We start from the raw sequence: 22,320 nt of genomic DNA, 5'->3' as shown, positions 1-22,320 counted from the left end.
AGTTCCCTCTGCGCAAGCCCCACCGGAGACCCGCATGAGAGGCCCACCGATCGCGCTCCTGCTCGGCGCGATGGCGCTCGCGCTCGGCGCCTGTGACGCGCCGAAGCCGGGGCCGGCAGGACCTCCCGGTGCGACGGGTGACCGGGGGCCTCCGGGGCCTGCGGGCCTGAACGGAGCGACCGGGGCACGCGGTCCCACGGGCGAGACGGGTCCGGCCGGGCCGCCCGGTCCGCCGGGGCCGTCGATGAACAGCCAAGTGCGCCTGGATGTGGCCTGTCGTCGTGACGAGGAATTGATCGGTGCCTATTGCCGGGGCATGGCGGTTTTGCCGTCCGTGACACAGACGGACGGTATATCCACCGTCGGCTGCCTCGACATGACCGCCAAGGCGGCCAAGGATGCCGAGCCCGTCGCGGTCTGCATGAAGAAGCCATGAGATTCGTCGTTCCTGCTCTCCTGGCCGCGCTGGTGTCCGGTACCGCCTGTGCACAGCCCTTCGTCCCGACGGAGCGCGCGGCGATCGACCTCGTGCGTGACCGGCGCACCGCCGGCTTCACCACGGTGGCGCGGACGCTGGCCTATGCCGAGCGCGTGACCGGAGGTGCCTTCCGGTTCGGCGGGTACCGGGTCGATTATCGCCCTGACGTGCCCTTCGCCCGGGTGCGGATCTGCTATCGGCTCGGGATCGACCTGCCGAATTGCGGCCTCGCGTACCGCGTCGCGGTGAATCCCCCCCATGTCGAGCCCGCCGACCGCTACAACGGCTTGGCGCGGGATCTGGAGCATGGCCCGCAGGCGTTCCTCCGGGCTTTGGCCCGGGAGGCCGATCTCCAGCGGCAGCCGGACGTCCTGCGGAAGGTCCAGGCTGCGCTCGAGCCCTACAACCCCTACGACTGGCGCTGAGGGCGGGAGCGCCGTCAGAGCAGGCGCGGCCAGCGCAGAAGCCGCTCCGGCGCGAAGGCGGCCACCGGCACCGCGGGCGTGCGGCCGGTGGCGAGATCGGCGACGATCTCGCCGGTGATCGGCCCGGTGGACAGCCCGATATGGCCGTGGCCGAAGGCGAACAGCAGGCCGGTGTGACGCGGTGCCCGGCCGATGACCGGCATCCCGTCGGGCGTCGATGGGCGGGAGCCGAGCCACGGCGCGTTGTCCAGGGGCCCGCCGAGCCGGAGCGTTCCGGCCGCTTCCCGGGATGCCGCCTCGATCTGGGTGTGATCGGGTGCGGCGCGGCGGGCGTTGAGTTCCACGCCGGACAGGACCCGCACCCGGTGGTCGCCCATCGGCGACAGGATGGAGCCGGCCCCCGTGTCGAGGACTGGCCGGGTCAGCGGCGGGCTGTCCGGATGCAGGGCGTAGTGGCGATGGTAGCCGCGCTCGGCCGCCACCGCGAAGCGATAGCCGAGGGATCGGGCGATCGCTCCCGAGGCGGCGCCGGCCGCCAGGACGACCTGGCGGGCCTGCACCGTGCCGCTGTCGTGATCGATGCGCCACCCGCCCGCCTCGGGCGCCAAGCGGGCGACGTGGCTGCGCAGGCGGCGACCGCCGAGAGCGTCGAACAGGGCTTCGCAGGCCTCGATGAGACGGCCGGGCTCGCGCACCGAGCCGGTCTCGGTCAGCAGCATCCCCCGCGCGTAGGGCCGCACCAGGGCCGGCTCGAGGGCGCGCAGGGCCGCCGTGTCGAGGATCTCGAAGGCGACGCCGTGGCTCGCCAGGATCTCCCGCTCCAGGGCCGCGGCCGCGAAGGCCGTTTCCGTGCGATAGGCCTTGATCCAGCCGGTCCGCTGGAGCCGGTCGCCGGTCCCCGCCCGGGCGGCCAGCCGCTCATGGGCCGGATAGGCGGCGGTCGTCAGGGGGAGCAGCGCCGCTGCCGCGCGGCGCCACCGGGAGGCGCGGGCGGCCGCCAGGAAATGCGCCGTGTAGGGGATGATCCGCGGGAGATGCGCGTAGTGCAGGCGCAGGCCGCAATCGGCGTTGCGCAGGTAGGCCGGGAGCTTGCCCCAAAGGGCGGGGCTCGACATCGGCAGGATCGAGCCGCGGCTGACCACGCCGGCATTGCCGTAGGAGGTCCGGGATCGGGCCTCGCCGGGATCGCACAGGACCACGTCGAGGCCGCGATCCTTCAGCGCGATGGCGCTGGCGAGGCCGACCATCCCGCCGCCGACCACCACGATGTCGGCCGTCCCGTCCGTCGCCATGCCGCTCATATCCCGCACCGCACCACGCGCGCCCTTCTGACGGGTTTTCCACCTCCTGGGTAGCGGGACTCCGCAGGGCGGTGCATCGGTCCGGTGCCGTCATGAAGTCCCGCGCACATTCCCGCAGAGATCGGCTACAGAGCGGTCCATGACTCTCGTCCGCTTCGCACCGTCGCCGACCGGCTACCTCCATATCGGCAACGCCCGGCCGGCCCTGCTCAACGCCCTGTACGCCCGCCGGACCGGGGGGCGCTTCCTGCTGCGGCTCGACGACACCGACGCGGAGCGCTCCACGGAAGCCTTCGCCGCGGCGATCGCCGAGGATCTCGCGTGGCTCGGCATCGTGCCCGATCTGTTCGCGAAGCAGAGCGCCCGCAAGGCGCAGCATGACGCCGCCGCCGACCGCCTCCGCGCAGCGGGCCGGCTCTATCCCTGCTACGAGACGCCGGAGGAGCTGGAGCGCCGCCGCAAACGCCAGCTCGGACGCGGCCAGCCGCCGATCTACGACCGGGCGGCTCTGCGGCTCACCGCCGAGGAGCGCGCGGCGTTCGAGGCCGAGGGCCGCCGCCCGCATTGGCGCTTCCTCCTGGAGGCGCGGACCGTCACTTGGGACGATCTCGTCCGCGGTCCGGCCCATGTCGACTGTGCGTCCCTGTCGGACCCGGTCCTGATCCGCGCCGATGGCAGCTATCTCTACACGCTGCCGTCAGTGGTGGACGACGCCGATCTCGGCGTCACCCACGTCATCCGCGGCGAGGACCACGTCACCAACACCGGCGTGCAGGTGCAGATCTTCGAGGCCCTGGGCGCTACCGTCCCGGTCTTCGGCCACCACAACCTGCTGACGACCGCCGACGGGGAGGGGCTGTCGAAGCGCCTCGGCCACCTGTCGCTGCGGGGCCTGCGCGAGGCCGGCTACGAGCCCGCGGCGGTCCGCTCGCTGGCCGTGCTCACCGGTTCGGCCGAATCCGTGCGGGCCGTCCCAGATCTCGACACCCTCGCGCGCCTCGTCGACCTCGGCGAGATCTCGCGGGCGCCCGCCCGGTTCGATCCGGCGGAACTCGACGGCCTCAACGCCCGACTGATCCACGCCATGCCGTACGCGGAGGCGGCCGCGCGCCTCGCCGATCTCGGGATTCCGGCGGATCGGGCCGAAGCCTTCTGGCTGGCGGTCCGGGCCAATCTCGGCCGTGTCCCCGAAGCGGCCGATTGGTGGCGCGTCGTCGTCGGCCCGGTCGAGCCTGTCCTCACCGAACCGGCCGTGATCTCGGCCGCTCGCGAGACCCTGCCCCCGGAGCCATACGGCCCGGACACCTGGAAAGCGTGGACGACGGAGATCCGCAGCCGGACCGGCGCGAAGGGGAGGGGCCTGTTCATGCCGCTCCGCCTCGCGCTGACCGGGCTGGAGCACGGCCCGGACCTCGCGGGTCTGCTGCCGCTGATCGGACGGGCGCGCGCGGCGCGGCGCCTGTCCGGCGAGACCGCTTGAGCTACGACGCCTCGGTTTCCGCGAGACGGCTCGCCAGCAACTTGTCGACGCGCCGTCCGTCGAGATCCACGACCTCGAACCGCCAGCCGGCGATGTCGCAGGTCTCGCCCGTCTCCGGTAGGTGCTGGAGCACCGCGATGACCAGGCCGGCGACCGTCGCATAGTCGCGCGAGGGCGGGAGACGCAGGCCCAGCCGGTCGGTCAGTTCATCGACCGGCATCGAACCCGCGATCAGCCAGGACCCGTCCGGGCGGGGTACCGCGTCCGGCTCCGTATCCTCCGACAGGAACGCCCCGGCGATGGCATCGAGGATGTCGGCCGGGGTCACGAGCCCGTCGAAATGTCCATACTCGTCGTGCACCAGCGCCATGGGCACCGAGGCCCGGCGCAGCGTATCCAGGGCGTCGAGGGCATCGAGCGTGTCCGGAAGCACCGGCGCCGCGCGGACCTGCGCGCGCAGGTCGAGGGGCTCCCCCCGCGACAAGGGGCCGATCAGGTCGCGCAGCTGAAGCACGCCGATCATCGCGTCGGGGCCGCCATCGGCGACGGGCAGACGGGCATAGGGGCTGGCGAAAATGCGTGCCCGGACGGTCTCCGGATCATCGGTGAGATCGATCCAGGTCACGTCGGTGCGCGGAGTCATGACGCCGCGCACCAGACGGTCGCCGAGGCGCAGGACCCCGGAGATCATCGCCCGCTCGTCGCCCTCGATGACGCCCGCGGTCTCGGCCTCGGCCACGAGACTACGGATCTCCTCCTCGGTCACCGCGCTGGCGCTTTCTGTCTCCTGGCCGATCAGCCGGAACACCGCCCGCGTCGAGGCGTCGAGGAGCCACACGGCCGGCAGAGCCGCGCGCGAGACCACCCGCATGCCGGGCGCCACCATGCAGGCGATCCGTTCGGGGTTGCGCAAGGCGAGGTGCTTGGGGACCAGTTCGCCGATGATCACCGACAGGTAGGTGATCACGCCGATCACCAGGGTGTAGCCCAATGTGTCGGCCCAGCCCTTGCCCAAGCCCAGATCGATCAGAATCAGGGCGAGGCGGTCGCCCAGAGCCGCGCCCGAGACCACGCCGGAGAGGATGCCGATCAGCGTGATGCCGATCTGAACGGTGGACAGGAACCGCCCCGGCTCCTCGGCCAGCGCGAGGGCGGCCTTCGCGCCGGCACGGCGCTCCTCGGCCAAGGCGCGCAGCCGGCTCTTGCGAGCCGAGACCAGGGCCAGCTCCGACAGCGAGAAGACGCCGTTGAGCGCGATCAGCAGGACGACGACGAGGAGCTCGATCAGACCGGATCATTGAGCCGGGACCCCGCTGGGCGGGGACGGCTTCCTCTGGTGGCGCGGTCCTGCAACATGGGGATGTGTCCGCGACCGTTCAACGGCCAAGCCTCGGGGTCGCCTCGATCAGTGCGGCGTCGAGCAGGAAGCTGCCATCGGCCTCGATGCCGAAATGGGCGGTGACTTCGGCTGGCGCCGCAGCCTGGAGGGCGCGGATCGCCGCGACATGGATCTCCGGCGTGCGCATCCGGGCGATCCAGCTGGCGAAGTCCATGCGCGGCCGGCTCGCCATCACGGCGCCGGGCTCGAACCCGGCCGCTTCCAAAAGGGCGCGCCATTCCGAAACCCGGTAGTCGCGCACGTGCGAGGGGTCGCGCAGCAGCTCCACGGCCTGCAGGTGCGTGTCGAGCAGCGGATCTTCCGGAGCGACGATATCGCTGACGACGAGCAGGCCGTCTGCCCGCAGCACCCGCCGCGCCTCGGCCAGCGCCGCCGGGACGTCGCGCCAGTGGTGGGCGCTGTAGCGGGTCAGCACCGCGTCGAAGATCGCGTCCGGGAAGGGCAGGGTCTCGGCGCCGCCCTGCCGGGTTTCGATCCGGTCGAGACCCCGCCGGGACGCCTCGGCGGAGACTGCTGCCAGCATCTCGGCCGACAGATCGTAGGCCGTGACGGCGGCGCCGGCGGCGGCGGCCGTGAAGGCGACATGGCCGCCGCCGCAGCCGAGGTCGAGGACCTGGGCACCCGGCCGCGCGCGCAGCAGAACGCCGATCCGGTCGAGGTCGGCGCCCGCCGCGTGCACAGCGCTGGTCACGTAGGCGGAGGCCTGCGCGCCGAACTGGTCGACGACATGTCGGGCGTGGCTGCGCGCGCTCATGGGCGGATCTCCTGGTTCGGATCGCGCGCGGCGGGCGGTGGCACAGCCGCAGGGCGACGATCAGTGGCGACCGTACAGGCTGCCCAGGATCAGCACCACGCCGTTCCATCCGACCGGGTCGCCTCCCGTCCACCTCTGCCACCTGACCCGAGGCAGGGCAGCGCCCCGGACCGTGGAGCGCCGCGCAGGGCAAATCTGCGCGGCGACCGATTCAGCGCGGCGGCTGCGCCGGCGGAGGCGGAGGCTCTGCCTGTCCCTGATCCGGACCCTGCTGCAGCAGCGGCGTGATCCGCTGGACCACGACCCGGCGGTTCTCCCGCGATGGGCCCTGCGTGTTCACCTTGAGATACTGCTCGCCGTAGCCCTGGGTGGTGAGATTGCCTGGCGGCACCCGGAATTGCTCCGTGAGCACGGTCGCCACCGATTGGGCACGCCGATCCGACAGCGAGAGATTGTCGATGTCGGAGCCGACCGCGTCGGTGAAGCCCTCGATCAGGAAGACCTCCCGGGGATTGGCCTGGATCGCGCGGTTCATGGCCGCGGCGATCACCGACAGCTTGGCCGCCTGATCCGGCGTCACGGTGAACGAGCCGGTATCGAAGGTGATCGTGTTGATGTCGACCGAGCGCAGACGGGCGCGGAGGTCCGGGCTGTAGCGGATCTGATCGAGGGTGTAGCGGCGTTCGACAGGGACAACCGGCGGTGCCGTCAGCGCCTCGTAGACCTCCGCCTCGTCGGCCTGGGCGTAGTCCACGATGTAGCGGTCCCGCGGGATTCGGATGTCGGGCGGCGGCAGCGCCACCACGTCCTCGTAGATCGGGCGCAGCGGGCCGGAATAGCTGTTGTCGATCAGGACGACCTCCCGGCCGTCGGGGTAGCGGCTGTAGCGGCGCAGCAGCCGGCCGTCATCGTCGGTGACGGTGACGATCTGCCCGCCGCCGGACCACGCGACGTAGCTGTAGAATTCGGCGCCCCGACGCTCGAACCGGTAGCCGCGCGGGTCGAGGTCGCGGAAGCGCTCGTTCTCGTCGTGGCGGATCAGGTAGCTGTCGCGATCCCGCACGATGATGCGGCCCGGCTCCCGGTAGTAGGTCCGGCCATCCTCGACGAATTCGCGGCGGTCGCTGCGGACCTGCTCGAAATCGCGCACCGTGTCGTTCTGCCGGAAGCCGCCGGGGACGTAGCCCGGCTGGCCCGGCCGGTTGAAGGCACCGGGGCCGGGATCTACCGGCCGGCCGGGGCCACCCACCGGCGGCTGTCCCGGCGGCACGCCTCCGGGGGGCGGAGCCTGTCCTGGCGCCGCGCCCTGTCCCGGCGGCACGAACGGGCGGCCCGGGACGCCCGGGGCCATGTTGGGCGGGAGCGGTCGTCCCGGCTCGGCGCCGGGCGCGCCGTTCGGCTGGGGCTGCCCGCGCCCTTCGGGTTGGCCTCCCTGAGGCTGGAACGGCCGCCCCGGGACCCCCGGAGCCGTGTTGGGCGAGCCCGGCCGGCCGGGCTCTGCGCCGGGGCCGGCATTCGGCTGCGGACGGTTCTCGGGCTGGGCATCCAGACGCTGGGACGGTCTGCCGGGCCCGTCCGGCGTCGCATTGGGCGCCTGCGGGCGCGCATCGGGGCCGCCTTGACCGGCCGGTCGCTGGCCGGGAGGCCCACGGTCGGGTGTGGCGTCGCGCTGTGCGGGACGGTTCGGGGGCGTCTCCGGGGCCGCGCGATCCCGGTCCGGTGCCTGACGCTGCTGCGGCGGTGCCGGCGGCCGCTCCGGCTTCGGCTGAGGAGCAGGACCCTGGTCCCGATCCGGCCCCTGTTGCCGCTCTGGGCCGGGCCGCCCGGGCGCTGCGCGGTCCTGAGGCCCGCGATCCGGACGATCCGGCTGCTGCTCCCGGCGCTCCTGCTGGCGCTGATCCGGCTGGCGCTGCTCCTGCTGCCGCTCTTGGCGCTCCTGCTGCCGTTCTTGGCGCTCCTGCTGCCGATCCTGGCGCTCCTGCTGCCGCTCCTGTGCCGGAGGGCGCGATGCCGGCGGCTCGGGACGGCGCTCGGGCCCGCGCTCCCGCTGAGGCTGCTCAGCCTGCGGTGCACGCTGGGCCGGCGGTTCCGGCCGCTCGCGCGGCGGCGGCGCGGCGCGCTCCGGTCGGGGCTCCGGTCGGGGCTCGGGGCGCTCACGTCCAGCCGGCGGACCCGGCTGCGGGCCGGGCCGCTCCTGCGGCGGCCGCTCCGGGCGCGGTCCGCCATGTGGCGGCTCGCCGCCGCGGGGGCCGCGCTCCTCCGGTCCACCTTGTGCGAGGTGGAACCGGCCCGGCTCGGCTCCGGCGGGCTGCATGAGCGTGAGGGCCGGCAGCACCGTGCCGGTGAGGAGGATCAGGCGGAGCAGACGCATCGCGGTCCCATGTCGGTTCAGGCCGACCCGAACCCGGAACGCGGCATTTGGTTCCCCCGCGCGCGGGCGGGGGAGGTCTCAGGGCGTGAGGCGCTTGGGGACAGCGACGACGTCCGGCGCGATGATGCGCACGGCAACGTGATCGGGTTTCGCCGCCGCCGGCTCGGCCTTTCCGGGTTCCTCCGGTGTCAGGCCAGCCTTCGTGTCGACCCCGGCGCGACCGGCCGCATCGGCGGCGAGTTCGGCCGCGGTCCGGTCGGCCCGTCCCACCAAGGTGAGGCGCACCTTCGGCCGGGACAGCGCCTCGGCCTGCATCGGCGTGACGAAGATGTCGCCCTTGTGCCGGACCAGCATGCTCTCGGCCTTCACCAGGGACTGGGCCCAGCTCTTGCCCTCCGGCTTGCACGAGCAGTTCGGAACGAATTCCTTGCGAAACTTGAAGGCGTTGGCGAGGCTCGCATAGGCGCGGCTGCCTTTCACCGTGGCGGCGTGCTTCAGGGCATCGTCGCCATACGGCATCGAATAGGCCTGCGCCTCGGTCCCCGGGCACAGGGCCTGGCACATCTCGTCGGCACCGCCGCGTCCCTCGGGCAGGTTCTTCAGGGGGAAGAAACCGCCGTCGCAGGTCCGCACGCAGACCGTCTGCGGGCCGCCCCGGGCATAGGCCTCGCCGGAGCCGGCATAGGTCTCGCGCGGCGGGCAGGTGGAGGCCACGAGCCCTTGGAGCTCACGCTTCCGGGCGCCGCTGTCGTCGATCACGGCGCCGCCATAGGTGGCCTTGAGGGCGCGGATCCGCTGCTCCACCGCCCCGCATTGCGGCGGTCGCGTGTCGAAGAACAGGAACTTGCCGCCCTCGCAGTTGAGGCCGCGGAAATAGGCCTCGAGCCGCCCGATCTCGTCGTTCAGGGCGCGCGTCGTGCTGGCGCCGGTCTGGAGCGAGGCCAGCTCCGCCCGGTACCGCCGGCACTGGGGCGACGGCAGTTGCGGCGCCGGCCGTGCCTCGGTCGGCGGCGGGCTGGGAGCCGCGTCCTGCGCGCGCGCGGCGGTGGCGAGGGGATAGGACAGTCCGAGGGCTATGGCCGCGCTCAGGACGAGGCGGCCGAACGTACGGACGATCGGGCGGTGAGGCATAGGCTGCATCGCGTTGATCGGGTGCGCGGCGATCCGGAGAATCCAGGCCCGCGCGCATCCGCGCTTCGGAACCGAAGCGGAGCCATTCTACGCCCCCTCGCAAGACCGCGACACCCCTCCTACATCCGGCCGGCAAGCGTGAGGGGGAATTGGCCAGTGATGTTGTTTCGGAGTCTCACCTATGCCGGGCTGTTGGCCGTGGGCTTGGCCGCAGCCGGTCCGGCCTCGGCGCAGGAGCCGGATCGCATTTTCGACAAGTCGACGGTCTGGCGGCCGCTGACCCCCAACGACAAGCTCGTGGTCTACGGCGTGGACGATCCGGCGGTCTCGGGGGTAGCCTGCTGGTACACCCAGCCCGAGAAGGGCGGGATCAAGGGCACGCTGGGCCTCGCCGAGGACGTCTCGGACATCTCGCTGGCCTGCCGCCAGACCGGGCCGATCGCCTTTAAGGGCAAGCTCAGCCAGGGTGAAGTCGTGTTCAGCGAGCGTCGGTCGCTGATCTTCAAGTCGATGCAGATCGTCCGCGGCTGCGACGCGAAGCGCAATACGCTGATCTACATGGTCTATTCGGACAAGGTCATCCAGGGCTCGCCGAAGAACTCGACCTCGGCCGTGCCGCTGGCGCCCTGGGGCACCGAACCGGCGCAGAAATGCGCCGACTTCATGAAGTGAGCGGAGCGACCTGCCGACTGGGCCGGCCCTGGCCGGCTCAGTCCTGGCCGGCTCAGTCCTGGCAGGTGATCCGGATCGGGCGCTCGGACGGCGTCGGGACCGGCTGGCTGATCGCGCCGGTATATTCGTCGGCGGCGGCCACGCCGTAGGAATTGGCGGCCGCGTAGCCCTGCGCCTCGCACCACGCGTTGGCGACGACTTGGCCGCAGGCGCTGCCCGGCGTGGTCAGGCATTCGCCGACGCCGTAGCCGTCGCTCGACGGGATCAGGAAGGTCTTCTCGACACGGGCGGGCGCCTTCGCAGGCGTCTCGCCGTCGGTGCCGGCCAGCGCGACATGCGTCAGGCCTGCGCAGGCAAGAACGGTGACGAGGGCGAGGGAACCGGCGGCCGAGCGTCGCATGAATTGTCCTTGGGCACAGGATCTGTGGCGTGAGGATCGTGCCCCGGACGGTCCGACGGCGCGGTTAAGGAAGCCTTACGTGCAGGGCGCGCAGGCCATCTCGAATTCCTCACGCTTTTGGGTTAGCCCCATCGCGCGGGCCGCGCCGTCGCCGCGATGCAACAGGGTGCCGTGGCGGGCCTTCCGGATCCGCCACGTTTCGGCCGTTCTTCGCCGCGCGGGGCCCGCAGGTCGTTGACGGCAGGGCCGGTTTTCCGGCGCCGGCGCGGCGTCGGGATCAGGCCGCGGCGCCGGAATGGGGATGGGTTTCATGGCGCCGATGTTGCGGCTCTACAACACGCTGACCGGCGCCAAGGAAGCCTTTGCGGCGATCGATCCGCAGCATGTCCGCCTCTACGCCTGCGGCCCGACCGTCTACGACGCCGCCCATATCGGCAATGCCCGGCCGATCATCGTCTTCGACCTGCTGTTCCGGCTGCTGCGCCACCTCTACGGGCCGGGGCACGTCACCTACGCGCGCAACGTCACCGACGTGGACGACAAGATCAACGCCCGGGCGGCCGAGCGCGGCATCACCATCCGCGAACTCACCGACGGGACGCTGGCGCAGTTCCACCGCGACGTGCGCGATCTCGGCGTGCTCATGCCGGAGGACGTCAACGTGCCGGGCGAGCGGCCCCGCTTCGTCGAGCCCCGCGCCACCGATCACATCGCCGAGATGGTGACGATGATCGAGGCGCTGGTCCAGGCCGGCCACGCCTACGTGGCGGAGGACCACGTGCTGTTCGACGTCCCGTCGATGCCGGATTACGGCGGCCTGTCGAAGCGGCCCCTCGACGAGATGGAGGCGGGCGCCCGGGTCGAGGTCGCCCCCTACAAGCGCTCGCCCCTCGATTTCGTCCTGTGGAAGCCCGCCAAGCCCGGCGAGCCGTCCTGGCCGTCGCCCGCGGGGATCGCGGCGGCGGGGCGGCCGGGCTGGCACATCGAGTGCTCGGCCATGTCGGCCAAGCATCTCGGCCGGACCTTCGACATCCACGCGGGCGGCATCGACCTGATTTTCCCCCATCACGAGAACGAGGTGGCGCAGTCGCGCTGCTGCTTCGGCACGCCGGTCATGGCCAACGTCTGGCTGCACAACGGCTTCCTCCAGGTGGAGGGGGAGAAGATGTCGAAGTCGCTCGGCAACTTCATCACCATCCGCGACGTGCTGAACGACTGGCCGGGCGAGGTCGTGCGCCTCACCATGCTCAAGACCCAGTACCGGCAGCCGATCGACTGGACCTTGCGCGGCCTGGAGGAATCGAGCCGCGTGCTCGACCGCTGGTACAACGCCGTCGGCGATGCGCCCGCCGCGTCCGACGTCCCCGCCGGGGTGGTCGAGGCCCTCTGCGACGACCTAAACACGCCGGCGGCGATCAATGAGCTGCACCGGCTCGCGAGCAGCGCGGAGACGCAGCCCGGCGCGTTGCGCGCCGGTGCGAACCTCCTCGGTTTCCTCGCCAGCACCCGCAGCGACCGCGAGCAGGCGCAGGTTGCGGCGTCCGGCGTGGACGTCGCGGCGGTCGAGGCGCTGATCGCCGAGCGCCGCGCCGCGCGGGCCGCGAAGGACTGGGCCGCCTCCGACCGGGCGCGCGATGCCCTCGCCGCGATGGGCGTCGCCGTCAAGGACAACAAGGACGGCACCACCACCTGGACGGTGGCGCGCTGATTGCTGAGCCGGCCGGCGACGACACGGATGTCACGGCGGCCGCGTCCTCGCGCCCGCTTGCGCGATGCGGCGTGCGCGGCATCTGTGGTCCGGGGGCTCGCGCCGGGGAAGAGCAGCACGTGACCATCTTCGCGACCATCGGGGCGCGCTGCGCCGCCGCCGCATCGGCCCTGGCATTCGGATTGGGGCTGTCGGGGCCGGCTTTCGCCATCGACGGCGGGGCGGCCGCGGGGCGGGATGCCCTGGCGCAGGCCACCGTCGCGATCGGCACGATCACCCAGCCCGAGGAGGCTCTGCGCCTGACCCGCTGTAGCGGTGTGCTCATCGCTCCGGATCTCGTGCTGACGGCGGCCCATTGCGTGAACGGCGATCCGCTCGGCGCGCTGGTGGTCTTCTTCCGCGGCAGCGAGCCGGCGCGGCCGGTCTACGGGGCGCGGGTCGCCGCCCGCTACAGTCCCGATCCGGGGGAGATGCTGCCGAACGAGGCGTCGGGCGTCAGCCTCTCCGACCTCTCCCTCGATCTCGCGGTGCTCCGCCTGACCGAGCCGGTGCGCGACCGGCGGCCCGTGCCGCTGGCGGCGGATCCCGGGCGGGTCCCGAAGAGCCTGCGGATCGCGGGCGCCGGCCTGTCCGGCCGCACCGTCGGACGCCTGCGCACCGCCACGCTGACGCCGATCGCGGCCAGCAATACCGGGCTCACCATCGCCCGGGCCAACGGCGCCCGGGTCTGCTTCGGTGATTCCGGTGGCCCGGTCGTCGCGCAGGATCGTCGCGGCACCTACATCTGGGGCGTGGCCAGTGCGGTGATCAGCCGGGCCGCGCCCTGCGGCGGCTACGTTGTGATCGCGCCGGCCGCACAGGTCTTCTCCGCGACCGGGATGCGGTGAGCGTAGCGTCCATCGCGATCCGGAAGCTCCGGTCTGCGCCACGCCCGCCACGGTCGCGCTGCCCGATGTCCCTGCGCTGCGTCGGCGATGCCGTCGCGGAGGGGCCCCTTCGAAACGCGAAAACCCCGCGCGGCCTGGCCGCACGGGGTTTTTCGGAAGACGAGGCGCCGGGCGGATCAGACCGCCATGCGCTCCTCGCCGTCCATCGGCTCGCGCAGCACGTAGCCGCGGCCCCAGACGGTCTCGATGTAGTTCTTGCCCTGGCTGGCATTGGCGAGCTTCTTGCGCAGCTTGCAGATGAACACGTCGATGATCTTGAGCTCGGGCTCGTCCATGCCGCCGTAGAGATGGTTGAGGAACATCTCCTTGGTGAGCGTCGTGCCCTTCCGCAGCGAGAGGAGTTCCAGCATCTGGTACTCCTTGCCGGTCAGATGCACCCGGGCGCCGCCGACCTCGACGGTCTTCTGATCGAGGTTCACGATCAGGTCGCCGGTGGTGATGACCGACTGGGCGTGGCCCTTCGAGCGGCGCACGATGGCGTGGATGCGCGCCACCAGCTCGTCCTTGTGGAACGGCTTGGTGAGGTAGTCGTCGGCGCCGAAGCCCAGACCCTTCACCTTGTCCTCGATGCCGGCCATGCCGGAGAGGATCAGGATCGGCGTCTTCACCTTCGCCACGCGCAGCGAGCGCAGCACCTCGTAACCCGACATGTCGGGCAGGTTCAGATCGAGGAGGATGATGTCGTAGTCGTAGAGCTTACCGAGATCGACACCTTCTTCCCCGAGGTCGGTGGTGTAGGTGTTGAAATTCTCGGACTTGAGCATCAGCTCGATGCTCTGCGCGGTCGCGCTGTCGTCCTCGATCAAAAGTACCCGCATCGTCGGTCCCCAGCCCCGCCGGCCGCATCAGCGCGCAGACACGTCCCTATCGTTCGCCCGCCACCGGCCTGTGGACGGGCGCTCCGTCGCTCTTGACGTGGAACGCTATGGATTAATCGTTAACAAAACCTGATTCCTGCCCGCAAGCGTCTCGTTCGAAGTTCCGCGAGCTTGACAGGAGAAACAGCGTTTCCCCGGTCTCGCCCCGACCCCGATTCCGATCCGCCCGCGTCCAGGCCGCTCGCCCCCTTCGGCGTAAGTACTTCCTCCGCAACGATCCGATCCCCGATGTTGTCCGTGGGACACACCGGTACGACTTCGTCGGGCGCGGCCGAAGCCGCCACCCGGATCGAGCCGCTACGAGCCCGTGACCCGCAGTGTTAAGGAGGCCGGTAAACGAAGCGTTGAGAGCCAGGCCGATGACACAGGATCCGGCAAGATCCGTAGCTTCCCTCGCGTCGACGCAGGCCGCCCTGGAGCGGATCGAGGTGCTGGAGACGTTCGGCCGTGTCGTGGCGATCCGCGGCCTGCTGGTCGAGGTCGCCGGGCCGGTGGCGGCGATGCGGCTCGGGGGACGGGTCGATGTCGAGGGCGCCAACGGCCACGGGCTGGTGCCCTGCGAAGTCATCGGCTTCCAGGGCGACCGGGCGCTCGCCATGCCGTTCGGCTCGCTCGAGGGCGTGCGGCGCGGCTGCCCCGCCTACGTCCGCGACGAATCGGCCGGCGCGATCCGGCCGTCCGACGCATGGCTCGGCCGGGTGATCGACGCCCTCGGGCGGCCGGTCGACGGGCTCGGCCCCCTGGCGCACGGGCCCGACGTCTATCCCCTGCGCGCGGACCCGCCGCCCGCCCACGCCCGCACGCGGGTGGGCGGGCCGCTGGATCTCGGCGTCCGGTGCATCAACACCTTCCTGACGATGTGCGCCGGCCAGCGGATGGGCATCTTCGCCGGGTCGGGCGTCGGCAAGTCGGTGCTGCTGTCGATGCTGGCCCGCTACACCGCCGCCGACGTGGCGGTGATCGGCCTCGTGGGCGAGCGCGGCCGCGAGGTCCAGGAATTTCTTCAGGACGACCTCGGAGCCGCCGGCCTCGCCCGCTCGATCGTGGTGGTGGCGACGTCCGACGAGCCGGCGCTGATGCGCCGGAACGCGGCCTACATAACCCTATCGGTGGCCGAGTATTTTCGCGACCGGGGCGCCAAGGTCCTGTGCATGATCGACTCGATCACACGATTCGCCATGGCTCAGCGCGACATCGGCCTTGCCGCCGGCGAGCCGCCGACCGCCAAGGGCTATACGCCGACCGTCTTCTCGGAGCTGCCGCGCCTGCTCGAGCGGGCCGGTCCCGGCGTGGGGCAGGGGACGATCTCGGCCCTGTTCACCGTCCTGGTCGAGGGCGACGACCACAACGAGCCCGTGGCCGACGCGGTGCGCGGCATCCTCGACGGTCACATCGTCATGGAGCGCGCCATCGCGGAGCGCGGGCGCTACCCGGCGATCAACGTGTTGCGCTCGGTCTCGCGGACCATGCCGCGCTCGTGCGATCCGGCCTATCTGCCGGTGGTCCGGCGGGCGCGGCGGGTGCTGTCCACCTATGCCGATATGGAGGAGTTGATCCGCCTCGGCGCCTACCGGGCCGGCTCCTCCCAGGAGGTCGACGAGGCCGTGGCGCTCATGCCGTATCTTGAGGCTTTTCTGGGGCAGGGTAAGGAAGAAGCAACGTCCATCGGCGATGGTTACGCACGGCTCACCGAGATCATCGGCGGGGCCTAGGCACCATGCCTCGGGGCGGCGACGCTTCGGCGAACCACATGGTGCAGGTGGGGGATCCGGGCGAGGCTGCCGTGGGCAGGCTCGCACATGGGCACGGTCCGGGCGTGATCCCGGGCGCGGCCTCAAGCGTTGCGTGGAGTGAGCGTCCTAATGAAATCGCGTGACACGCTGATCCGCCTGCGCCGCTTCCAGGTCGATGAGAAGCGCCGGCGCGTGACCCAGATCGAGATGATGATGGCCGACTTCCAGCGCATGGCGGTGGAGCTCGATCGCGAGGTCGCCGTCGAGGAGGCCCGGGCCGGAATCACCGATGTCGGTCACTTCGCCTACCCGACCTATGCCCGCGCGGCGGCGACGCGCCGGGACAACATGATTCAATCCGCCCAGGCACTTGAGGGTCAGCTCGCCGAGGCGAAGGCCGAGCTGGGCGAGGCTTTCGAGGAACTGAAGAAGGTCGAGATCCTGAACGACCGCGAGCGGACCGCCGAGCGCGCGGCCGAATCGGCTCGTGACCAAGCCGCCATGGACGGGATCGGCCTGAACCGCGCCCGGGGCTGAGCCCGGCCGACGGACCGATCGGCAGGCTCCCGCGGCACGAAACCGTCACGATCACCTGACAAGGGGGATCGCGGCGGTGACATGCCGCTTGCAGCGCGTCGCGTGCCGGCGCATCAGGGGCTCTCCCCAGGGCGTCGGTGTTCATGAAGAAGATCAGCGAGTTTATCTGGCCCATGATTGGCCTCGCGGCCGTCGTGGTATCGGGCTACTTCCTCTATCAGGAATTGAAGACCACCTCGCTCTCGGCGATCTGGGCCGCGGTGCTCGCGATCCCGCCGCACCGGATCCTGCTGGCGGCCTTCTCGACCCTGGTCGCCTATGCGGCGCTCGCCTGGTACGACCGGATCGCGCTCCTGCATCTGGGCGTGCGCCACATCTCGTGGCTTTTCGTCTCGCTCTGCTCCTTCACGACCTATGCCCTCTCGCACAATATCGGCGCCTCGGTCTTCTCCGGCGCCCTGGTCCGCTATCGCGCCTACACGGCCAAGGGCCTGTCGGCGGCGCAGGTCGCCGTTCTGGTGGCGCTGTGCTCCTTCACGTTCTTCCTCGGGACGGTGCTGCTCGGCGGCTTCACGCTGGTTTACGATCCGCATCTGCTGGCCCGCCTGCAGGACAAGCTCCCGGCGATCCTGACCAATCCGAGTACGGCCGTCGCCGTCGGCATCGGGATGCTGGCTTTCGTCGCCCTCTACGTCGCCGGTTCGCTTCTGCGGCTGCCGCCGATCAGCCTGCGGAAATTCAAGCTCGAATACCCGCGCCCGGGGATCATGCTGCGCCAGCTCGCGGCGGCACCGCTGGAGCTTCTTGGGGCGGCCGGGATCATCTATTTTGCCCTGCCGGACGCGGTCAATCCGGGCTTCATCCCCGTCCTGGCGATCTTCCTGGCCTCCTTTTCAGTAGCGCTCGCCTCGCACGCGCCCGGTGGCCTCGGCGTGTTCGAGATCGTCTTCCTCACCGCCATGAACATCGCGGAGACCGACGAGGCGCGTAAGAACGCCGTCGTCGCCGCGCTGCTGGTGTTCCGCGTCTTCTATTTCTGGCTTCCGGCGCTGATCTCGGTGATCGTGGTGATCGCATTCGAACGCTCGCGTCTGGCCGCGGCGATCGGCACCCCAGCGAACGGACCGAAAGCGACCGTCGTGCCGGAACCGCCGGTCACTGCCCCTGGCCTCGACGCCCATGAGATGGAGCGGGAGCTCAAGCAGAAGGCGATCTGACTCCTCCTGTGGGATAACTTCTGCGGACGTCCGCCGTCGCGGCTCGCGTCCGGTCTGGGAAGTCGGCGCACGAAGCACTGTCGTGCGGGCCTCACCCTTCTGAGGCCGGTCTCCGCGCGGGGTGCAGCGGGCTCCCGCGTTCGGCCTGAGGCGATGAGCCGCCGGGCGTTCCGAAGCCCGACGCCGACATCCAGGGGCCGCGATCCGTCCGGTCGCGAGGGAGCGTCTGCGCTCAGATCGAATTCACCGTCCGCAGACGCGCCCGCGGATGGATCTCGGCCTGGCTCATCACCGGTGTCTCCCGGCGGAAGCGCTCGATGATCGAGCGGACGAACGGCCGCGTCTGCGCCGAGGTCACGAGGACCGGCATCTCGCCCTGGCGCGCCGCCATCTCGAAGCGGTCGCGCACCGCATTGACGAACTCGCTGAGCTTCGAGGGCTGCATCGCGAGGTAGCGCTCGTCGCGCTCGCCCACGATCGATTCCATGAACGCCTGCTCCCAGGCCGGCGAGAGGGTGATGATCGGCAGCATCCCGTTCTGGTCCTGGTACTGCGCGCAGATCTGCCGGCCGAGTCTGGCGCGGACGTGCTCGACCACGTCCCGGGGGTTCTTCACCCCGCCCGCCACTTCGGCGATCGCCTCCACGATCGCGCCGAGATCGCGGATCGAGACCCGTTCGGCGAGCAGGAACTGCAGCACGCGCTGGATGCCGGTGGTCGAGATCTGCGAGGGGACGATCTCCTTCAGCAGGTCGGCGTGCTCCTTGGACAGCTCGCGCAGCAGCTTCGAGACCTCGACGTGGTTGAGGAGCTCGGAGACGTGGGCCTTGATGACCTCGGTGAGATGGGTCGACACCACGGTTGCGGCATCCACCACGGTGTAGCCCTTCAATTGGGCTTGGTCGCGCAGGGCCGCGTCGATCCAGGTGGCCGGCAGGCCGAAGGTCGGCTCCAGCATGTGTTGGCCCGGCAGCTGGACCTGGCCGCCCATCGGATCCATCGCCATGAACTGACCGGGGAAGATCCGGCCGGTGCCGGCCTCGATCTCCTTCACCCGCACCACGTAGGCGTTGGCGTCGAGCTGGACGTTGTCGAGGATGCGCACCGACGGCATCACGAAGCCCAGTTCCGCCGCGAGCTGGCGGCGCAGGGCCTTGATCTGGTCGGTGAGCCGGTCCTGACCTTCGCCGTTGACGAGCGCCAGGAGCGCGTAGCCCATCTCCAGCTTGAGGTCGTCGAGCTTCAGGAGGTCGGTGACCGTCTCCTCCTTGGGGGCGGCCGCGGCCGCCACCGCGGCCGCATCCATCGGTACGCCCTGGGCGTCGAGGGGCGGGGCCAGCTTGGCGGTCTTGTTGATGCGCCACGCGGCGTAGCCGGCGCCGCCGCCGAGCAGCACGAAGGGCAGCATCGGCATGCCGGGCAGGAGCGCGATCAGCAGCATCACGGCCGCCGACATGCCCAGCGCCTTGGGGTAATGGGCGAGCTGCTTGCCGAGGGCCTTGTCGGCCGCGCCCCGCACACCGGCCTTGGAGACCAGCAGGCCCGCCGCCGTCGAGACGATCAGGGCCGGGACCTGACTCGCGAGACCGTCGCCGATGGTCAGCAGCGTGTAGCTCTTGGCGGCGTCGCCGAAGCTCATGCCCTGCTGCGCCACCCCGATGATGATGCCGCCGACGACATTGATGAAGGTGATCAGCAGGGCCGCCACGGCGTCGCCGCGGACGAATTTCGAGGCACCGTCCATGGCGCCGAAGAACGACGATTCCTCTTCCAGCGCCGCCCGCCGGGCCTTCGCGGCCTTCTCGTCGATGAGGCCGGCCGAGAGATCGGCGTCGATGGCCATCTGCTTTCCGGGCATCGCGTCGAGGGTGAAGCGGGCCGCGACCTCGGCGATGCGGCCCGAGCCCTTCGTGATCACCACGAAGTTCACGATGATCAGGATCGCGAACACGATGATCCCGATCACGAAGTTGCCGCCCATGACGAAATGGCCGAACGCCTCGATGACGTGACCCGCGGCGGCGGTGCCCTCGTGTCCGTGCCCGAGGATCAGGCGGGTCGAGGCGAGATTCAGGGCGAGCCGCAGCATCGTGGCGATGAGCAGCAACGTCGGGAAAACGGTAAATTCCAGCGGGTTGTCGATGGACAGGCCGGTCATCATGATCAGCACCGACATGATGATCGAGACCGCCAGGAGCAGGTCGAGCAGGACTGCCGGCAGCGGGAAGATGAGGACCGCCAGGATCCCCAGCACGCCTGTGGCGAACAGCAGGTCCGACCGCTTGGACAGCGCGTGGAGGTCGCCGCGCGTCGGCAATGTGAGCTGGCCGAGGACCGTCGTGACGCCCGCCTGTGCCGGCGCGCTCGCCGCTTCTGCCATCGATTCCATCCGTCGCCGTTCCCCTCGGACGGGCCGGGGAGCACTCGGCAAGATCTGCCGGGTGGATGGTTAGCGCGGCGTTAAGATGTGGCGGGCAGTGCCGGGAACCGGGGCTGCCGCAAGCGCTTGATGAGGACCCGTCCGAGCCCTTTGCGGGCTTTCCGCGATGTCGCCACGTCTCCGGGCTCCGACCCGGGTATGTCCGGGAGGATCCGATGGCCGTCCGCATCTTGACCGCCCTGTTCGACCGATACGAGGCCGCTGCAGACGCGGTGGACCGGCTGGAAGCTGCCGGCATCCCCCATGCCGAGATCAGCATTGTCGCGAACCGCCCCGACTCACCCGCTGAACCGCACGCGCCCGGTTCCGCCGTGCCCCACCCGTCGGACGCGGCGGAGTCGGCGGGCACCGGGGCGACGGTCGGGACGGTGTTGGGCGGTGGCGCGGGGCTGCTCGCCGGCCTCGGGCTGCTGGCCATCCCCGGGCTCGGACCGGTGGTCGCGGCGGGCTGGCTCGTGGCCGCCGTCACGGGCGCCGGGGTCGGCGCCGCGGCCGGAGGCCTGATCGGCGGCCTGACGGCGGCGGGTCTCAGCGCCGACGAAGCCGAGACCTATGCGGAAGGCGTGCGACGGGGCGGCACTCTGGTCACCGTTCGGGCCGACGAGTCGCGGGGCGAGCGCGTCCTCGCCATTCTGGATCAAGCCGGTTCGATCGACATCGACGAGCGCGCCGAGGATTGGCGGGCACAGGGCTGGACCGGCGGTACGATCGGCCCGGCCGCCCGGTCCACCCGCTGAGGCGAGGATACGTATCCGCCCCGGGCAAATCCGCGGGGCGGGCGTGGGTCAGGTCATCATCTTACGAGCGAACATCGAGGCTCCGAACAGGATTCCGGCGCCCGCCATGATCAGGCCGATCATCAGGAGCCGCCGCGGTTCGGTCGACGATTCCGCTTTCACGGGCTCGACGATCGGGCTGAAGAACTCGATCTGCCGGGCCGAGATGATGCGGGCGCGCTCGTAGGCGGTCAGCACTTGCTGGTAGTATTTCTCGGCGTTCTTCCGGTCGTTCTCCAGGATCTCGAACCGCGTCAACGCGTCGGACAGCAGCCGCTTCTGATCGGGATCCTGGCTGGCGGATTGCCGCTCGATCCGGGCGATGTTGTCGTCGATATCCTTGATCTGCTGCTTGAGATCCATGATCCGGCGCGAATCGGGACCGAGGTCGCGCTGGCCGATCGCGAGCTGGACCGCGAGGTTGATGCGGGATGACCGCAGCTCCGCGATCATCTTGATATTGATGTCATTCGTCTTTTGGGCGTCCAGCACACCTTCGCGGTTGCGCAGGTCGCGCATGGCGAGGCGGATCTTGGTCATGCGCTCTTCGGCAAGACGGAGTTCGCGCGCGCTCTCCGCCACGGCGTCCTCGCGCGACTTGACGCTGAGGTCGTTCACCTTGCGCTCGGCCTCCTTCATGACGGCCTTGGCAATGGCAAGCGATTCGTCCGGATCGAAGGCCTCGACCGTGACGGACATGATCCCGGAGCCGCCTTCGACCTCGACGCCGACGCGCCGCTTCCAATAGCGGACGAACTTCTCGATCGGCTTTTCAGGATCGAACCGTGAAAAGTAATCGATCGAATCGCTGCTGAACCACTGGCGCAGCGGCAGCTGCCCCTCGAGGATCTCCAGCATCGGCCGGCTGAGGATGAACTCGCGCGTGATCTGTGTATCCTGCGCCACCATCTGGTTCGACGTGCCGGAAGCGGTTCCCCCGGTTTCGGAGGATGTCTTGTCGGACGAGCCGAGAGCCGGTCGGATCGCGAAGCGTGCTTCGGTGACGTAGCGATTCGACGCGATCAAGCCGTAATAGACGGCACCGGCCAAGGCCGGTAGGATGAAACAGAGCACGAACAGGACCGGGATCCAGGGGTCGTTCTTGGTCTGGACCTGATAGGATCGGATCCCCTTCTTGCGATCGGCGAAGCGCGACATGCGCGCGATCTGCCGAAGCGACTCAGTGACCGCCTGTTGACGGTCGGCAGACGTAACCGGCTGTCCCTCTGCCTTCCGGATCTCCATATTCATGGTCTGATTCCCGGCCCTCCCGGCCTAGAAGGTCGACCCGTCACCGGGATCATGACCGCGCCGCAATCCGCACGCCGATCGCCTCTCGCACGGGGAGACGGCAAAAGCATGTCGTTATGGATGCCTCGGCGTCGCCTCCGCGCGTGTCGCGGCGCGGCCTGCTCCGATGGAATCCGTGCGTGCCATCGATGACCACATCGCTGTTGGGCCGGAGGCAGTCTGCCGGATCCAGCCGCCCGGTCGTCCTCGCGGAATGCGTGGCCATGGTGGTGCCCGCGTTCTGTCGGAGACACACGAAGCCGCGCTCAAGCCGATCTCGCTACGGAAAACCTGCGCTAAGGCGCCGGATCTATGACGCGTCGGCGGTGATCCCGTCACTTATGATCAGCTTCCGATAAAAGCCGATACGGAAATCATTCGGC

The 22,320-nt window shown here is 70.3% G+C and carries 19 protein-coding genes; 10 read left to right on the top strand and 9 right to left on the bottom strand.

Annotated elements, in window-relative coordinates; genetic code table 11:
• Positions 1-244 precede the first annotated feature (244 nt).
• Entirely contained in the window at positions 245-436 is a 192-nt protein-coding gene (locus tag GGQ91_RS27990; protein WP_244538877.1) for a hypothetical protein, read from the top strand.
• Positions 433-903, top strand: coding sequence for a hypothetical protein (locus GGQ91_RS00445; protein WP_182591143.1), 471 nt, complete (start codon positions 433-435; stop codon positions 901-903). The genes GGQ91_RS27990 and GGQ91_RS00445 overlap by 4 nt, the downstream gene beginning before the upstream one ends.
• Positions 904-917: 14 nt before the next feature.
• Here the strand turns inward: GGQ91_RS00445 and GGQ91_RS00440 are convergent, their stop codons facing one another.
• Positions 918-2,195, bottom strand: a complete 1,278-nt coding sequence (locus GGQ91_RS00440; RefSeq protein ID WP_182591142.1) for an NAD(P)/FAD-dependent oxidoreductase — start codon at positions 2,193-2,195, stop codon at positions 918-920.
• Positions 2,196-2,343: 148 nt separating this feature from the next.
• On the opposite strand from GGQ91_RS00440, the gene GGQ91_RS00435 reads away from it, so the two are divergent.
• Positions 2,344-3,684, top strand: coding sequence for a glutamate--tRNA ligase (locus GGQ91_RS00435; protein ID WP_182591141.1), 1,341 nt, complete (start codon positions 2,344-2,346; stop codon positions 3,682-3,684).
• Position 3,685: 1 nt separating this feature from the next.
• On the opposite strand, the gene GGQ91_RS00430 is transcribed toward GGQ91_RS00435, so the two are convergent.
• The 4 genes from GGQ91_RS00430 to GGQ91_RS00415 all read right to left on the bottom strand — a co-directional run bounded on the left by GGQ91_RS00430 (position 3,686) and on the right by GGQ91_RS00415 (position 9,339).
• Complete coding sequence (locus tag GGQ91_RS00430; protein ID WP_053608866.1) at positions 3,686-4,972, bottom strand: hemolysin family protein; 1,287 nt, start codon at positions 4,970-4,972, stop codon at positions 3,686-3,688.
• 88 nt (positions 4,973-5,060) lie between these two features.
• Positions 5,061-5,837 carry a class I SAM-dependent methyltransferase gene (locus tag GGQ91_RS00425; RefSeq protein WP_182591140.1) on the bottom strand — a complete coding sequence of 259 codons (777 nt, stop codon included), beginning with the start codon at positions 5,835-5,837 and terminating at the stop codon, positions 5,061-5,063.
• Positions 5,838-6,048: 211 nt separating this feature from the next.
• Complete coding sequence (locus GGQ91_RS00420) at positions 6,049-8,208, bottom strand: OmpA family protein (protein ID WP_182591139.1); 2,160 nt, start codon at positions 8,206-8,208, stop codon at positions 6,049-6,051.
• A 78-nt stretch (positions 8,209-8,286) separates the two neighbouring features.
• Entirely contained in the window at positions 8,287-9,339 is a 1,053-nt protein-coding gene (locus GGQ91_RS00415; RefSeq protein ID WP_182591138.1) for a DUF2865 domain-containing protein, read from the bottom strand.
• A gap of 159 nt (positions 9,340-9,498) precedes the next feature.
• On the opposite strand from GGQ91_RS00415, the gene GGQ91_RS00410 reads away from it, so the two are divergent.
• Positions 9,499-10,011 (top strand): CreA family protein, encoded by a 513-nt coding sequence (locus GGQ91_RS00410; RefSeq protein ID WP_182591137.1) that lies wholly within the window; start codon positions 9,499-9,501, stop codon positions 10,009-10,011.
• Between the two features lie 52 nt (positions 10,012-10,063).
• Here the strand turns inward: GGQ91_RS00410 and GGQ91_RS00405 are convergent, their stop codons facing one another.
• On the bottom strand, positions 10,064-10,411 hold the full coding sequence (locus GGQ91_RS00405) for a hypothetical protein (protein ID WP_043350520.1): 348 nt from the start codon (positions 10,409-10,411) through the stop codon (positions 10,064-10,066).
• A 310-nt stretch (positions 10,412-10,721) separates the two neighbouring features.
• On the opposite strand from GGQ91_RS00405, the gene cysS reads away from it, so the two are divergent.
• The gene (cysS, locus tag GGQ91_RS00400; RefSeq protein ID WP_182591136.1) at positions 10,722-12,119 is read left to right on the top strand and encodes a cysteine--tRNA ligase; all 1,398 of its coding nucleotides are present in this window, start codon (positions 10,722-10,724) and stop codon (positions 12,117-12,119) included.
• 119 nt (positions 12,120-12,238) lie between these two features.
• Positions 12,239-13,006 carry a trypsin-like serine protease gene (locus tag GGQ91_RS00395; protein WP_051044778.1) on the top strand — a complete coding sequence of 256 codons (768 nt, stop codon included), beginning with the start codon at positions 12,239-12,241 and terminating at the stop codon, positions 13,004-13,006.
• A 176-nt stretch (positions 13,007-13,182) separates the two neighbouring features.
• Here GGQ91_RS00395 and ctrA read toward each other — a convergent pair whose 3' ends face one another.
• Positions 13,183-13,884, bottom strand: a complete 702-nt coding sequence (gene ctrA / locus GGQ91_RS00390) for a response regulator transcription factor CtrA (RefSeq protein WP_010683835.1) — start codon at positions 13,882-13,884, stop codon at positions 13,183-13,185.
• A gap of 419 nt (positions 13,885-14,303) precedes the next feature.
• Here ctrA and fliI point away from each other — a divergent pair, with 419 nt between their 5' ends.
• The 3 genes from fliI (at position 14,304) to GGQ91_RS00375 (ending at position 17,431) form a co-directional block, all read left to right on the top strand.
• Complete coding sequence (fliI, locus tag GGQ91_RS00385) at positions 14,304-15,656, top strand: flagellar protein export ATPase FliI (RefSeq protein WP_182591135.1); 1,353 nt, start codon at positions 14,304-14,306, stop codon at positions 15,654-15,656.
• Positions 15,657-15,806: 150 nt separating this feature from the next.
• Entirely contained in the window at positions 15,807-16,214 is a 408-nt protein-coding gene (fliJ, locus tag GGQ91_RS00380; RefSeq protein ID WP_012322462.1) for a flagellar export protein FliJ, read from the top strand.
• A gap of 143 nt (positions 16,215-16,357) precedes the next feature.
• Positions 16,358-17,431 (top strand): lysylphosphatidylglycerol synthase domain-containing protein, encoded by a 1,074-nt coding sequence (locus GGQ91_RS00375; protein ID WP_043350518.1) that lies wholly within the window; start codon positions 16,358-16,360, stop codon positions 17,429-17,431.
• Between the two features lie 232 nt (positions 17,432-17,663).
• Here GGQ91_RS00375 and flhA read toward each other — a convergent pair whose 3' ends face one another.
• The gene (gene flhA / locus GGQ91_RS00370; protein ID WP_043350527.1) at positions 17,664-19,811 is read right to left on the bottom strand and encodes a flagellar biosynthesis protein FlhA; all 2,148 of its coding nucleotides are present in this window, start codon (positions 19,809-19,811) and stop codon (positions 17,664-17,666) included.
• Positions 19,812-20,026: 215 nt separating this feature from the next.
• Between flhA and GGQ91_RS00365 the strand changes: the two genes are divergently transcribed.
• The gene (locus GGQ91_RS00365) at positions 20,027-20,608 is read left to right on the top strand and encodes a hypothetical protein (protein ID WP_043381681.1); all 582 of its coding nucleotides are present in this window, start codon (positions 20,027-20,029) and stop codon (positions 20,606-20,608) included.
• Positions 20,609-20,656: 48 nt separating this feature from the next.
• On the opposite strand, the gene GGQ91_RS00360 is transcribed toward GGQ91_RS00365, so the two are convergent.
• Positions 20,657-21,898 (bottom strand): KpsE/RkpR family capsule polysaccharide export protein, encoded by a 1,242-nt coding sequence (locus GGQ91_RS00360; RefSeq protein WP_182591134.1) that lies wholly within the window; start codon positions 21,896-21,898, stop codon positions 20,657-20,659.
• Positions 21,899-22,320 lie beyond the last annotated feature (422 nt).

The sequence above is a fragment of the Methylobacterium fujisawaense genome, assembly GCF_014138435.1.
Taxonomy (GTDB): domain Bacteria; phylum Pseudomonadota; class Alphaproteobacteria; order Rhizobiales; family Beijerinckiaceae; genus Methylobacterium; species Methylobacterium fujisawaense.
The sequence above is the reverse complement of the archived record's forward strand: the minus strand, read 5'-3'. Positions and strand labels throughout refer to the sequence as shown.

Coding starts and splice junctions, on each gene's coding strand:
- GGQ91_RS27990 (WP_244538877.1), top strand. CDS start 245: ATGAACAGCCAAGTGCGCCTGGATGTGGCCTGTCGTCGTGACGAGGAA.
- GGQ91_RS00445 (WP_182591143.1), top strand. CDS start 433: ATGAGATTCGTCGTTCCTGCTCTCCTGGCCGCGCTGGTGTCCGGTACC.
- GGQ91_RS00440 (WP_182591142.1), bottom strand. CDS start 2,195: ATGGCGACGGACGGGACGGCCGACATCGTGGTGGTCGGCGGCGGGATG.
- GGQ91_RS00435 (WP_182591141.1), top strand. CDS start 2,344: ATGACTCTCGTCCGCTTCGCACCGTCGCCGACCGGCTACCTCCATATC.
- GGQ91_RS00425 (WP_182591140.1), bottom strand. CDS start 5,837: ATGAGCGCGCGCAGCCACGCCCGACATGTCGTCGACCAGTTCGGCGCG.
- GGQ91_RS00420 (WP_182591139.1), bottom strand. CDS start 8,208: ATGCGTCTGCTCCGCCTGATCCTCCTCACCGGCACGGTGCTGCCGGCC.
- GGQ91_RS00415 (WP_182591138.1), bottom strand. CDS start 9,339: ATGCCTCACCGCCCGATCGTCCGTACGTTCGGCCGCCTCGTCCTGAGC.
- GGQ91_RS00410 (WP_182591137.1), top strand. CDS start 9,499: ATGTTGTTTCGGAGTCTCACCTATGCCGGGCTGTTGGCCGTGGGCTTG.
- GGQ91_RS00405 (WP_043350520.1), bottom strand. CDS start 10,411: ATGCGACGCTCGGCCGCCGGTTCCCTCGCCCTCGTCACCGTTCTTGCC.
- cysS (WP_182591136.1), top strand. CDS start 10,722: ATGGCGCCGATGTTGCGGCTCTACAACACGCTGACCGGCGCCAAGGAA.
- ctrA (WP_010683835.1), bottom strand. CDS start 13,884: ATGCGGGTACTTTTGATCGAGGACGACAGCGCGACCGCGCAGAGCATC.
- fliI (WP_182591135.1), top strand. CDS start 14,304: ATGACACAGGATCCGGCAAGATCCGTAGCTTCCCTCGCGTCGACGCAG.
- fliJ (WP_012322462.1), top strand. CDS start 15,807: ATGAAATCGCGTGACACGCTGATCCGCCTGCGCCGCTTCCAGGTCGAT.
- GGQ91_RS00375 (WP_043350518.1), top strand. CDS start 16,358: ATGAAGAAGATCAGCGAGTTTATCTGGCCCATGATTGGCCTCGCGGCC.
- flhA (WP_043350527.1), bottom strand. CDS start 19,811: ATGGCAGAAGCGGCGAGCGCGCCGGCACAGGCGGGCGTCACGACGGTC.
- GGQ91_RS00365 (WP_043381681.1), top strand. CDS start 20,027: ATGGCCGTCCGCATCTTGACCGCCCTGTTCGACCGATACGAGGCCGCT.
- GGQ91_RS00360 (WP_182591134.1), bottom strand. CDS start 21,898: ATGAATATGGAGATCCGGAAGGCAGAGGGACAGCCGGTTACGTCTGCC.